18 protein-coding genes are annotated in these 13091 nt (G+C 41.7%); 4 read left to right on the forward strand and 14 right to left on the reverse strand.

The features are described from left to right. Positions 1 to 126 precede the first annotated feature (126 nt). The gene (locus H4K34_RS04025) at positions 127 to 507 is read right to left on the reverse strand and encodes a DUF1428 domain-containing protein (protein ID WP_210759548.1); all 381 of its coding nucleotides are present in this window, start codon (positions 505 to 507) and stop codon (positions 127 to 129) included. 162 nt (positions 508 to 669) lie between these two features. Here H4K34_RS04025 and H4K34_RS04030 point away from each other — a divergent pair, with 162 nt between their 5' ends. From H4K34_RS04030 to H4K34_RS04040, 3 genes are read left to right on the forward strand one after another with little or no spacing between them, the layout of a single operon-like run. Continuing rightward, on the forward strand, positions 670 to 834 hold the full coding sequence (locus H4K34_RS04030; protein ID WP_210759549.1) for a hypothetical protein: 165 nt from the start codon (positions 670 to 672) through the stop codon (positions 832 to 834). Beyond that, positions 827 to 1552: a DUF4386 domain-containing protein gene (locus H4K34_RS04035; protein WP_210759550.1), complete on the forward strand. Its 726-nt coding sequence runs from the start codon at positions 827 to 829 to the stop codon at positions 1550 to 1552. The genes H4K34_RS04030 and H4K34_RS04035 overlap by 8 nt, the downstream gene beginning before the upstream one ends. A gap of 11 nt (positions 1553 to 1563) precedes the next feature. Further along, complete coding sequence (locus H4K34_RS04040; protein WP_246452194.1) at positions 1564 to 2430, forward strand: alpha/beta fold hydrolase; 867 nt, start codon at positions 1564 to 1566, stop codon at positions 2428 to 2430. Positions 2431 to 2462: 32 nt separating this feature from the next. On the opposite strand, the gene H4K34_RS04045 is transcribed toward H4K34_RS04040, so the two are convergent. The 13 genes from H4K34_RS04045 to H4K34_RS04105 form a co-directional block, all read right to left on the reverse strand. Further along, a complete protein-coding gene (locus tag H4K34_RS04045) occupies positions 2463 to 3050 on the reverse strand; it encodes a Crp/Fnr family transcriptional regulator (RefSeq protein ID WP_210759551.1) in 588 nt (195 codons plus the stop codon). A gap of 38 nt (positions 3051 to 3088) precedes the next feature. Next, on the reverse strand, positions 3089 to 3568 hold the full coding sequence (locus H4K34_RS04050; RefSeq protein WP_210759552.1) for a hypothetical protein: 480 nt from the start codon (positions 3566 to 3568) through the stop codon (positions 3089 to 3091). A 32-nt stretch (positions 3569 to 3600) separates the two neighbouring features. Beyond that, positions 3601 to 3789 (reverse strand): hypothetical protein, encoded by a 189-nt coding sequence (locus tag H4K34_RS04055; protein WP_210759553.1) that lies wholly within the window; start codon positions 3787 to 3789, stop codon positions 3601 to 3603. Positions 3790 to 4028: 239 nt separating this feature from the next. After that, a complete protein-coding gene (locus H4K34_RS04060; protein WP_210759554.1) occupies positions 4029 to 4418 on the reverse strand; it encodes a barstar family protein in 390 nt (129 codons plus the stop codon). A 22-nt stretch (positions 4419 to 4440) separates the two neighbouring features. Further along, positions 4441 to 5055: a hypothetical protein gene (locus tag H4K34_RS04065; RefSeq protein WP_210759555.1), complete on the reverse strand. Its 615-nt coding sequence runs from the start codon at positions 5053 to 5055 to the stop codon at positions 4441 to 4443. 24 nt (positions 5056 to 5079) lie between these two features. Next, entirely contained in the window at positions 5080 to 5703 is a 624-nt protein-coding gene (locus H4K34_RS04070; RefSeq protein WP_210759556.1) for a HEAT repeat domain-containing protein, read from the reverse strand. Beyond that, complete coding sequence (locus tag H4K34_RS04075) at positions 5700 to 5966, reverse strand: zinc ribbon domain-containing protein (RefSeq protein WP_210759557.1); 267 nt, start codon at positions 5964 to 5966, stop codon at positions 5700 to 5702. The genes H4K34_RS04070 and H4K34_RS04075 overlap by 4 nt, the downstream gene beginning before the upstream one ends. Positions 5967 to 6028: 62 nt before the next feature. After that, positions 6029 to 6709 (reverse strand): helix-turn-helix transcriptional regulator, encoded by a 681-nt coding sequence (locus H4K34_RS04080; RefSeq protein WP_210759558.1) that lies wholly within the window; start codon positions 6707 to 6709, stop codon positions 6029 to 6031. A gap of 52 nt (positions 6710 to 6761) precedes the next feature. Continuing rightward, positions 6762 to 7511, reverse strand: a complete 750-nt coding sequence (locus tag H4K34_RS04085; RefSeq protein WP_210759559.1) for a hypothetical protein — start codon at positions 7509 to 7511, stop codon at positions 6762 to 6764. 121 nt (positions 7512 to 7632) lie between these two features. Continuing rightward, positions 7633 to 7788, reverse strand: a complete 156-nt coding sequence (locus H4K34_RS04090) for a hypothetical protein (protein WP_210759560.1) — start codon at positions 7786 to 7788, stop codon at positions 7633 to 7635. Between the two features lie 16 nt (positions 7789 to 7804). Continuing rightward, positions 7805 to 8263 carry a hypothetical protein gene (locus H4K34_RS04095; protein ID WP_210759561.1) on the reverse strand — a complete coding sequence of 153 codons (459 nt, stop codon included), beginning with the start codon at positions 8261 to 8263 and terminating at the stop codon, positions 7805 to 7807. A 222-nt stretch (positions 8264 to 8485) separates the two neighbouring features. Continuing rightward, a complete protein-coding gene (locus H4K34_RS04100; protein WP_210759562.1) occupies positions 8486 to 9079 on the reverse strand; it encodes a hypothetical protein in 594 nt (197 codons plus the stop codon). Between the two features lie 191 nt (positions 9080 to 9270). Continuing rightward, positions 9271 to 10527 carry a cystathionine gamma-synthase family protein gene (locus H4K34_RS04105; protein ID WP_210759563.1) on the reverse strand — a complete coding sequence of 419 codons (1257 nt, stop codon included), beginning with the start codon at positions 10525 to 10527 and terminating at the stop codon, positions 9271 to 9273. Positions 10528 to 10706: 179 nt separating this feature from the next. On the opposite strand from H4K34_RS04105, the gene H4K34_RS04110 reads away from it, so the two are divergent. Next, entirely contained in the window at positions 10707 to 13091 is a 2385-nt protein-coding gene (locus tag H4K34_RS04110) for a TonB-dependent receptor (protein ID WP_210759564.1), read from the forward strand.

The following is a 13091-nucleotide window of genomic DNA, read 5'->3' on the forward strand; positions in this document are numbered from 1 at the left end:
CTTTTTTGAAGTCGCGGCCAAAGCTGAAAATCAAAAGAAACAGAACTAATAAATTGAAGCCGATCATAGGTTTGGTTTATTCAATTGCTATTAACTGAATCCAGAAAACTTCAAAGATGGCTCTTCCTATTCAGTTAAACCAGTTAAAAATTTAAAGCCTCCAAACAGCATCCTGCCGGCATCAAAAACCTTAGACTCAGGCTGCATTAATGGACCTACTAATTTGGACATGCGTGGATCTTGCGGCACTTTCTTATTCGCATCTTCCCGAATATCCTTGGAAGGGAAAAGAGCCCAACCAAATATTACTAGCTCATTCTCCTTAAGACCCGCTGCCTCCACAAAGGATTTTGTACCGGGCAGACTTAGATCATCACCTACAAATTCGTAGTAAGCTTGCACCCCGTATTCCATCCAAATCGCTGCTACCGCCTCAGCGACCTTTTGGTATTCCTGAAGATGTTCCTCTGCTATAGGAAATAGAAAAGCATCGATATAGCTACTCATATTCTTTGATTTAGATTAAAACCTGCCTTGCTAAAACTATCACAAATCGGTGAAAAATTCTCATGAATGAGCCACTTAAAATCTTGACTTAAGTCAATGCAGGGCAATTCCTTATGGGGAATCTTTGCCTCAAGAAACTAAGGACTATCCTAAAACATAAAAATGAAAAACGAAAAACACCTTTTAAAAGGCTTGATACTCGGACTGGTACCCGGAAGCCTCATTGGGCTGCTTACTGATAATATTGGTTTGTGGATTTGTCTCGGCTTGACCATTGGCGCTGCAATCGGCACAGGTATTAAAAAACAAGCCAAAGAAGATGTCTAAACTAAAGAAGCCTCAATCTCGATTTAGTTCTGCTAAAGTTGCCGGCTTGCTTTATTTGGTAATTGCCATTATAGGCGGATTAAGTATTGAATATATTCCTGAAGAATTAGTGGTTTATGACAATGCCGCTTTAAGCTTTCAAAACTTGAAGGAACATTGGAATCTCTTTCAATTAGCTATTGCCGGTGATATTGCCGTTTTACTTTTCGAGACCTTCCTCACGGTATTGCTTTATCAATTATTCAAATCCAGCCATCAAACCAGCATGCTGATTGCCAGCTATTCACGCTTGGCTATGGCCATCATAATGGGAATGAATTTGATCAATTATCTGATACCCGCCTTATTGATTTTGGAACCTGAGCTTGGCAGCGCATTTAACAGCGCTCAACTGGAAAGCTTAAACCTCATCTTCCTTAAGGCCCATAAATTTGGAGAATTCGCTTGGCAAATATTTTTTGCTATTCATCTATTTTGTCTGGGATATGTAATTCACCGTTCCCCAGACACTCCAAAATTTTTGGGTTCAGTCATGCTCATAGGCGGTATAGCTTATGCTGGTGATAGCATTTTGCACTTGCTTATCATTCCCGCGGGCCTTTTGCAACAAAGTTTTAGCCTCTTGCTTATTCTGGCTGTTATCTCCGAATTCTGGTTTGCCTTCTGGCTACTAATCAAAGGCTACACTATTCAGGAGCCTGTTAAAGCTCAACCTTAAATCTGATTCCATTGAATCCCTACTTCAAATCTCAAGCTGGTCAGGAGAAAATATTAAATCTCTATGATCAGAAGCTTCAAGAGCTTAATATCGACTACGATTCCATCACTCTTAAAACCAGTTTTGGTGAGACGCATATAATTGCGGCCGGGAACATTCATTTGCCTCCGCTCATTATCGTCCACGGCTCTAATGGTTGTGCTCCAATTGCCTTGGAAACTTATCCTAAGCTCCATCTGAATTTCAGAGTTTATGCGGTAGATGTTCTCTCTCAACCTAATAAGAGTGCGGGCACCCGACTAAGCATGAAGGATAAATCTTACGGACAATGGATGCATGATGTAATAGATGAATTGCAATTGGAAAAAGTAAGCCTGCTGGGCTTCTCCTTTGGTGGTCTGGTTATCTTAAAAAGTCTGGAGTATTCTAGTAGTAAAATCGATCAGGTGTTTTTAGCAGCGCCGGCTTATATCGTAAATGGCAATCCTTTGCGCAACTTATGGACGATTTTCAGACCGATGAAAAAGTACATGAAGTCGAAAGACATCAAATACCTGAAACAATTTCTATCGGATGTATTCTCCGAACCAAATGAATTTGCGCTTAAGTTTTTAGCTCAGGTCTTCTTGCATTTCAAAATGGATTTCAGTCCCGTTCCCAGGATTTCCAAAGCAGCTGCTCAAGCAATCACCACACCTATTACCCTATTTGCTGCAGAAAATGACCTTATGTTTCCAGGGCCAAAAATGATTAAAAGGGCTCGTCAAATTTTCCCCTCCCTCAAGGAGGCTTATCTACTTGAAAATTCGAAGCATGTCCAAAACAGAAATGATAATTCGAAAATCGAATCTTTGGTCAGAGACAGCTACCAGCCCTAAATCGTGCTTGAGGAAAACATGGGAAGACTGCTCTACTTCTTCTGATAAGCCCTTTTCTTAATGCGGCTCATCGATTCCGGGGTGATCCCCAAATAGCTGGCGATTTGATGCTGGGGCACCCGATTCATTAGTTGGGGATTGTTCTCCATTAAATCTTTGAAACGCTCTTCAGGGCTCGAGCTCATAAAAAAGGCCATTCTTTCTTGTAAAGCTCCGGCTTCTTTTTCTACTTCCTGACTCAAGAACTCTTTAAGCCGTGGAAGGCGCTCGCACATTTGATCAATTAAGGATTGTGTCCCGACGGTCAGCACGCAATCCTCTGCACAGACCAGGTAGTGCTTAGAGGCCAAGTGATTTGTATAACTGGAAAATGAATTCACCGCTTGACCTTCCGTGAAAAATGCCGTGGTTTTCTCTTGCCCATCTTTTAAACGGTACTCCCGAACACAGCCTTTTATAACCGCATAGCACTCTTTGGCAATCTCACCTTCACTCAATAAAACATGCCCTTTCTTAAATGCTTTTAAATTGGTTTTCTCAACAATGATATCTACCTCCTCCGCTTTTAGAAAGGGAAAGCTGGTGATTAGTTTACGTAGTTCCACTTGTAGATCCGTCATTTCATTTTCCATTTTTCCTGCAAATCGGTCATGCTTCACTATTTCCTCCCGAAGCTGAGCAGTCCAAAATGGCTCCAATCTAAAACCCAGCTTAATTTCAGGTCAAATATGGTTAAATCATCTGAGCTTGGATACCAGAAACAAGCATAGTGCTCTACAAAAATTGCCCAAGGCAAGAGCATGGCTTCAGTAGCTTCCCAAGACAAAGCAATTAACTGATTTCCGGGAATCCTCCTTTTATCCAACCACATTTGAATTTCCTGGGCCTTCGAATCAGTAGCCTGTAACTGATCATATTCCTTAAATAATTGGGGATCAAGTGATCGTCCTTTATAGAACTGAAACTGATTAATTTCTGACCATAAGAAGAGAGCTGCCTCCTCCTCCAAGGGAATCAATTGCGCCAGCAAATCCGGAGCTAATTGATCAAAATCCGGGTCCTTAAAACGCCACTGCAAAGGGAACTCCGATAGGGGTCGTTTAAATTCGATTAGGTTCTTAAAGTTTGGCTTCATCATTTAGTACGAATCCTGAAAATTGCCGGACCAATTTAAGGTGCTTTAGCTATGACTACATTAATCCCGAATTGACCCTCCAGACCTAATTCAGATGAATCCCCAATTCCATTATTCCCTAGAATCATTGTGAAGGCATTTCCTTTAAGGAAAGGACCGAGTTGAGCATTGTCCATGTCTCTTTGCACCAATAAAGAATCTGAAATTAGTAACAGACTGTCCATTGGCTTGTGCTTCAGACTGTACAAGTGATAATTTGACGATATAAGGCAGAAGTTAAATGGCTCTAATTCTGACACATTAAAAACAAGACTAAGGGAGTCTTTTGGAGCCATTACCACTTCTTCAAAGTCCAGCTCAGGAACTAAAGTAATATCAGATATCCGCCTCTGTTGCCTACTACAGGCACTACAAAACAGGAGTGAAAAAACTAAAAACCTGAACGACATGCTTCCCTTTTTAATCAAGCTCTACTAAATACAATATGATCATGCTCCTCAATCAGTTCAACAATTAGATTGAACAATGTCTTAGCACCCCCTTGTTCAAGTATCTCAATCTCGGCCTTCACAGAAGTTCTCATTGAGGGATTACAGCTTTCTAGATTAGCCTTAAGATAAGCCAAAGTGGCCTCCGTACCCAATTCCTTTTCACTCTTCTTTGAGTTAATCCAGGTCAAACGAATCTTTTCTTCATAGTCAAATACACCAAAGCCACCTTTTAACAGATCATTTAAAGCATCGAAATTGCGACCTATTTTCCAATTCAAACCTTGCGTCAATTTTGCTTCTAGCTCATCATAAAAGCCATTTAAGCTAGAAAAGTGATTGCCATTAATCTCAATTTCCTTCATACTCGCTTTCAAGGTGAACAGGCTAATTCTCCATCGCCGCACGTAAAGCGATGGGCCTTTGATAGGGCTCAAAGCTAGAGTTCGATTTTAAATTTGAAAAGTGACTGGCGATGTTTATTGTATAATTGATACCATCCTCGGAAGTCACATGCACCTGAGTATAGTCCTTATCATCCTCTGGTATATAAAGCATCAATCGCCTGCCTATAAGTTCAGGCTTAAGCCATTTCCCCTCCGCCTTTGCTGTGGTCCAAGCGCGTACTTCAGGCTGAATTGAAAAGCCAATGGGATAATGCAGGTAATTGACCAGATAACAGAGGGTTTCAAAGTCTAAATCGTAGGGAAAGTAAAGCACAAACTTTTGGGAGAAGGAATTAGGCAGGATTTGATAGCGACAAAAATCTGCAAGTTCATACATGGAGCGAAAATCTTCGATCATCCGTTCTAAGTCCTCTCTTTTTAAACCTTGAATGAATAGGACCTTATCATTTTCCACTGCTTCTTGGGTAGGCTTCGTCTTAGCTTCTTCATTCGCCACGTTTTCTTTGGACTTCTTTCTTTGGTGAAGTTTATAAACACTAGCTGCGATGATTACTACAAGCGGAACTAAATGAGAAATGAGGCTTCCGGTATCCATATTGATAAGGCATCAGATTCGAATCTAAGTCAATTTCTTAATCACCTTCTCCAGCCGCTTGCGCTTGGATTCCTTCTCCACCTCATTCAAACGTGATTGCAAAATTTCGCTGAACTTCTTCTTGTTTGGATTGCTGATAATGGGCAAGGCCAATTCGGCATACATGGGCAATTGATTAGTCGGACTGCGTAATACCTGTTCGCATAGCAAGTCGAAGGCATCATCGGCATATTCTGCTAAGGAAGCCATCTTAACCAAGAGCTTCACCAAATTATCTTTGCTAATCACCGAGCCCTTTTCTCCAGCCTCCACAATTTGGGGCAAGGCCTTATAAATAAAGCTAGGATTTTCGAGGCAGATTGCATTGAGGGCGGTCATGGCACCCCATTGCAAACGATTGTTTTTATGCTTCAAAAAATCGATGAAAACCTGTGCATAATTGGCCACTAATTGAGGGTCTATTTCCGCGATCTCATGGAGGACTTTGATGCAATCGCTCTGAATAGCTTTGTCTTTATGGCTTAGGTTTTGGATCAGGATTTTTACGGCCTCCGTATCTTTGGTGTGCGCTATTTTTCGGGCCAATTCCTGGTTGGGCACTTCATCCCGACGATCCAATGCCGAGGCTAGTTGTTCCAGTACTTTCATTTCGACCAGCGTTTTAGTTGTGGAATCTTCTTCACAAAGATGCCCGAAAACAAGCGTAAAGGAAAAGGCATTTCTTTCATCTTAGCTTTCACCAATTCCTGCATTTGAGAAACCGTAAAATCGGGCCGAGTGAATTCCCCATTCTGATAACAATAGGAACAATACATGGTACTTATTCCACCGTCCTTTTCGCTGCCACCATCATTGGGTGAATTCTTTAAAGGCATTCCACAGCTCTGACAATTTTTATAAACTTCGCTCATATTCTAATTTTCGACAAAGGTGAAATGGACCACTGACAACCCTATGTCAGTGAATATAAAAATCAATGCAAAGATTTTAAGTAGTCATTCATATCATAATGTTCCGGCTTTCTAAAAACCTCTTGCTGACTACTGAGTTTGGAAATTTGCTTCACCTTAAAATCTCGATATTCCTTGCGTTTCCAGCACCAGGCAATTAAATGCCATTGATTGGAATAAAAAGTGAGCCCTATGGCTTCAATTTCCCTTTGACTGATTTCCCCCTTGTTATTGCAGTATTCAATTTGCAAAATTTCCTTCTCGCTAATCGCCTTTTGAATTGGGCTTAAATAGCCCGATGGTAATTGCTCTTCCGACCTATTATAAATTCTGATTTGGGATTGCAATTGATCTATCTTGAGCCTTTCAGAAGATCGCAATACCGCTTTGATTTTATTTAATGCATTCTCGATATGCTTCTGAGTACCACTATCAGTAAAACGTTCGGATAAAGAGGCTACTAAAATAATGGCATTCGCTTCTTCCGTGCTTAATGAAACGGGGGGCAGAAAAAAGCCTTGTAAAATGGAATAGCCTTTTTGATCATCAAAGTCAATCGGCACCCCAATTTCGCCCAATGCTTTTAAATCGCGGTAAACTGTGCGTGTACTTACCTCATATTTATTAGCGAGATGGTCCAAACTTACATACCGCTTGGACTGTAAGGTGGTTAAAACGCCCATTAATCGGTCTATTCGATTCATGTCATCAAGCTTTTGAGCTAATTTCCTTTATTGCCAAATTAACCAGGCTAAATTATTTAAGCTCAGTCCACTCCAAATTTAAATGGGACAATTCCTTCTTTAAACCCTTAAAATGACTGGCGCCATAAATCACAAAGATCTTTTCAGACTCAGATTGATCAATATGCCTGGCCAGATTCTCATTGCGCAGTCCCAGAATAAAATTCTTCCGAAAATCCTTTTGCCAATCAGCATTGGAAGCTGAACATAAATAGTCGGACTCCAAATCCGTGTCCAAATCGCAGCTATCCAATTGAATAGTGCCATTCTTCTTTTCGAAGGCGAGGATAAGATCTTCCAAAAGAAGGTCTGCCTTGATAGCGGTGGCCGTATCAATTCCCAAACCAACTAAATCCGGTTGGTTCATTAATTGGTATTTGGGATTGTAATGCATACTGCCAATTTTGTGATTCACCGTATCCAGATAGCCGGTACCCGCATCAAAACTACCGGTGAGCTTCCTGAACTTTTTGGCCATCACTACAAAGTCCTCCACCTCTCTTAGATCTGTGCTTACTTGCTCATATAAAATGGTATAAGCTTGCTGATCTAAAGAATCACTAATGCGTTTTACCGCGCGATAATAGCTCTCCCGACCAATATGATGGATGGGAAGAAAAAGTACTTCCTTCTCCGCATTGCTTAGGACTTTCAGTTCCGGTTCTTCCTCTAAAACACCAGAGAAACGCAACCATATGGGACTGCAGGAGATGCTGCCCAATATCAGGATTAGCAAAGCAATTAAAGGTTGGCCGGTTTTCATAAATAGCTAAAGGGAAATTAGGATGATTTAGTTATTGACAGGTTCGAATCTTTAAAAAATTGTCTCGTTAGCTATTTCTCTCATGGATCTCAATTTGATTTAAAATCGACTCCAGCTTTGCCTAATACATAGTTTCACCAATCAAGCCATCGGAACTTCCCTCTAACATTTTAATTAGACGCATTTCCAATTCAAGCCTTTCCGAGTCATTTAAGGACTCAATTATAGCGGCATTACTAAATCCATTGCGATGAAAATAATCTGATGGCGGAAGCATCTTTTTAAAAACCTCATCAATATCCCTCAAAACCCTGATCTTTAAGCTGATAAACTTTCACATTGAAATTATCTCCATTAACAATATAGTATTGGTAAACAGAAATCAACTCCTCAATACCATCATCATTCAAATCTTCTTTGAAAAAACAATAATCCGGAGGCCATTCAAATTCAACCGAGTCAATCCCTATTCGTTTTCCATCTTCCTTAAAAACAAACTCAACGAAAGGCTCAGAATTAAGCTTTGGATCTTGAATCAATCTGGTTTTAACCTGAACGATTCTACCAGGAAAAGGCTCCCAACTAAATTCATCTGGAAGTATTTCTATTTTTTCAAGATTTAATTTTAGATCGTCAACAATGTAGCCTTTTCGACATAGACCTCTAAAAAACGAATCTGGCCCCGATTTATCGGGCAATGCAATTAGATCTGGATTACGATTGAGATAATTTTCCCATTCCTGACCTTCCATATTCTCTTGACCCAAGAATGACCTGCGAAAAAAAAGGCTATCCACTTCCTGTAAAGCATAGCTTCCTTCTTTTGCTGGAAATTCAAACTGGCAAGTGGAGCTAATAGGTACTGGAACATAATCCTTCCAGGGCATACAATACAGCATAAACGCTATAATCCAAATCCTCATCGAAACCTTGTTAAAGCTCTTTATAGCAAGAAAAACTCTTTATCCATCTGCTTAAAGCTTCCCAATTAACATGGCATACATATCCGTAGCTTTAAAACGACTGGCCCATAAAGCGACTCTTTCTTCTTCCAAATTCGATTGAATGATATCCTTATCTCTAATTAAATCCATTACAAAATTCAGCGTATCGCCATTGCTTAAGGGAATTCGCGCCGTAAAGGGATAGTTTTGATGGTTAATCTGCACATTCGCTAAAGTCGTATCCAACATGGATCGCAGAGAATCTTTGCCAAATTCCATTTGATAGCAGCGAATAAAGAAGGTGTCCACTCTATTCATCGCCAGGCCTTGTGAACATGTACTTAAGCTTTCACGTGCTTGAGCATACTCCTCTTGATCGAAAAAGATTCTCGCTCTAAGTTCGTGAATAGAGTTATGGGCACCAATCCATGCATTTCCGCAAAATCCATAGTTCGCCTTTTCCGCCCTTTTCAGATGCTTTAATGCCGATTTATAATCTCCTTCTGAGTACTTTCTTTCGGCCTTCTCGATTTGCTCATAGCCTATTTCATAGGAAGGCTTGCAGGCTTGGATAGCCAAAGTGAAAAGCAAAAGCAGAATAGCGAATTTTCTCAGGATTTTCATTCAGGTTTTGTTTCAATAGATCTCATCTTCTAATGTAAGGAAATGAAACACAATGCCGGTAAAGCCTAGTATATAAAGCTGAATTGCAAATTCAGCTTAGATGCAAATTCAGCTTAGATGCCTTATGATTTGCAATTCAGACAAAAAAAAAAGCCCGAATCAAATCCGGGCTTTTTGTCTTTCGTTAAAATCTATACCTGATCCAAGGCTTGACTCAAATCAGCAATCAAATCATCGGGATGCTCTACCCCAACGGAAAGACGCACCATTTTTCCGGTGATATTCAATTGATTTCGTAAATCCAAATCCACTCCAGCATGAGTCATGGTGGCTGGGTGCTCTGCCAAAGATTCCGTAGAACCTAAGCTTACCGCCAACTTTACCAATTTCAATGCATTCAAGAAACGGAAGGCTTCCTTCTCTCCTCCTTTCACATCGAAAGAAAGCATAGCTCCGGCACATTCGTATTGGCGACGGTATATATCCTGATGACGCTCATCCTTATCGTCAATCATGCCTAAATAATACACCTTCTCCACCTTAGGATGTTCAGCCAACCACTGGGCCACAGCCTCGGCATTTATCGCCTGACGCTCCATGCGCACTTTCAGAGTTTCGAGGCTTCGCATTAATAGCCAACCAGTATGTGGTCCGGCCATATTACCCAAGAAGGTACGCAGCTCTTTTACCCGCGGCATTACTTCTGAAGATCCTAATACGGCTCCCGCAATCACATCCGAATGACCACCGATGTATTTGGTAGCTGAGTAAATCACGAAATCGGCACCAAACTGCAAGGGATGCTGCCAAAGGGGTCCCATATAAGTATTGTCTACCGCCACATAAACTCGATCTTCTGCAGAGCGAGAATATTTCTTAGCCAAGCGCACGCAGGCCTCAATATCAAATAAGTCTAGAGTTGGATTGGCAGGGGTTTCCACATAAATCATGGCCAAACGATCCTTGGCGGGATGCGCCTCAATCATCGCTTCAATATCCTCAGGCGTGTCCATGGGAGTAAAGCCTTGGACATGTATTCCTAATTTGGGTAAGAAGTGATTGATAAAGTGATCCGTACCACCATAAACCGGATTCGAGAAGAGAATCAAATCTCCAGGCTTCAAAAATTCTAAGAGCACGGTAGTAATGGCACTCATGCCACTTTCAAATACTGCGGCATCATCCGCCTTATCCCAAAGGGTCAAACGATTTTCCAGAATTTCCAAATCTGGATTATTCAAACGGCTGTAGATTAAGCCTAATTCTTCATCCGCTCCTTTTTCTCTTAAACCATAGGCAATCTCGAAGAAAGCCTTACCCTCTTCGGCGGTTTTAAAAGCAAAGGTGGAAGTTTGAAAAATGGGGCATTTTACAGCGCCCTCAGATAAGTGTGCCTTGTACCCGTAAGACATCATTAGACTTTCGGGGTGCATCTTTTTAGGATCCATATTCATCATTTTGAGAGGTGCACAAATGAACGCAAATTCGAGGAACCGGAAGCTAACAATTATCACTCTTCTCTCTTTTTTCCCGGTTCAACTCCCTTTTTCCCCGCTTCACTCCCTTTTGCTTGTCGACTTCCCTATCTTAATCTTCCTTTGGCCCCGAATTCAACTAAAACATAAAAATGAAATCAATCTTAAGTCTCATCCTAAGCCTCAGCTTCAGCACGCTCATGCTGGGGTATGATGCTCGCGAAGACATCAGCCAAAACATTAAAGGCCGGGTGCTCGATCAGCAAAGTCAAATGCCGCTCCCAGGGGTTAATGTGCTTGTTGAAATTAAAGGCCAAACCTATGGCGCCAGCACGGATTTCGATGGCTATTATAAAGTAGAATCGGTACCCACCGGCCGGATTAATATCCAGTTCAGCTTTATTGGCTACCAGAATATCACCATGAATAATATCGAGCTTTTAGGATCCAAAGAATTGATCTTGAATGTTAGTATGCGTGAAAGCACTGAGACCCTTGATGAGATTGTGGTATCCGCCAAAACTGAAAAAACCCGCACTCAAAATGAAAGAGTAAATGTATCGGGCCGCACCTTTAGCATTGAGGAAAGCCAACGTTTTGCCGGTGCCAATAATGATGTATCACGTATGGCGGCCAACTTTGCCGGGGTGCAAAGGGCCAATGACGCTACCAACGATATAGTTATTCGGGGTAATTCACCTTTCGGTTTAATATGGCGCCTCGAAGGCATGGATATTCCCAATCCCAATCACTTTGGTGGAATTGGCGCTACCGGCGGACCCGTAAGCATGCTCAACAATAACGTTCTGGCCAATAGCGACTTTATCACCTCAGCATTTCCTTCCGACTATGGCGATGGTATTTCTGGCGTATTCGATCTACGCATGCGCAATGGCAACTATGAAAAGCATGAATTTCTAGGGCAAATTGGTTTTAATGGCTTTGAATTCGGTGCTGAAGGCCCCATTAATAAAGAGCGTAAGTCTTCCTACCTCCTTAATTACCGCTACTCAACCCTAGGTGTTTTTTCTGCTTTGGGCATTGACTTCGGTACCGGAACGGCTATACCTCAATACCAAGACCTCAACCTTAAACTGAATTTCCCCAGTCGTAAATTAGGTACTATTCAGGTTTTTGCCCTGGGTGGAGTATCTGCGATTGATTTCTTAGACAGTGAAAATGATGAAGATGAAGACGGCGGTTTTTACAGTGATGATGAAGATCTTCGCAATCGTGTGAACAGCGGTGTTATTGGTGCTTCTCATCAGTATTTCTACAGTCCTAAAACTTATAGCAAAGTAAGCCTTGCCTACAGTGGCATTCAGAATAAAACCAGTATTGACACCTTCAATGTGGATGGCACCCTAAGCTCCGCGCAATACCGCCAAAATTTTGTTCGCAGTAATTTTCAGGTAAATGCCTTACTTAACCACAAGTTTAATGTGAAGCATGTTGTGCGTGTAGGTGCTTATATCACTCGTAGTCAATATGACTTAAACGATTCTGCCTATCGCTATGACTGGGATCGTTTCGTAAACCTCCGCGACCTCCAGGGATCTACCATGATGTACCAGCCCTATGCCAACTGGCAATATCGTTTTAATGATGAGTGGGAAATGAATACCGGAATTCACACGGTTATTACGGAGAAACACCATAGCATAGAGCCACGCTGGGGCATGTCATATCGGCCCACCGCCAAAAGTAGCTTTAATATTGGCTACGGATTACACAGTCAGCAAGCCAATGAGCTGCTCTTGTACCGCGAAGAAGTGCTTCAGGATGGCAGTAGCGTACGCCCCAATGAAAATCTGGATTTAGTTAAGAGCCATCACTTTGTTTTAGGCTACCAACAAAACCTCGGTGGAAATTGGAACTTCAAGGCCGAAACCTATTATCAGCACATTTATGATGCAATTGTAAGCGTATTGCCCAACTCCTACTCCAGCGTGAATAGTGGCTCCTTCGATTTCCGCATCCCGGATACAGCACAAAATGCGGGCTTAGCCTATAATTATGGCCTCGACCTTACCCTCGAAAAGTTTATGGATCGTGGATTCTATATGCTTAACACCATTTCCATCTTCGAATCTAAATACCGAGGCAATGATCAGGTTTGGCGCAACACCGCCTTTAATGGAAACTTTGTTTGGAACCTGGTGGGTGGTAAAGAATTCGTTCTTAGCAAGCCACAAGCTAAAAGTCGTAAGACCCTTACGGTGGATGCGAAAGTAACCTTAGCCGGAGGCCAGCGCTATACCCCGATCGATTTAGTGGCTTCTATCGCCGATGGGGAAGCGGTTTATGATAATAGTCGCGCCTTCGGAGAACAATACGACCCTTATTTCCGGGCAGATATTCGTATCGGATATAAAATTGCCGGTTCTCGCTTTACCCAGGAATGGGCCATTGATGTGCAGAATGTGACCAATCAGGATAATCCATTCGGACAGGATTTCAATGCCGCTACCGGCACTATTGAAACCACCAATCAATTGGGGTTATTCCCCATGTTCTTGTACCGTATTACCTTCTAG

The organism is Croceimicrobium hydrocarbonivorans (genome assembly GCF_014524565.1).
GTDB classification, from domain to species: domain Bacteria; phylum Bacteroidota; class Bacteroidia; order Flavobacteriales; family Schleiferiaceae; genus Croceimicrobium; species Croceimicrobium hydrocarbonivorans.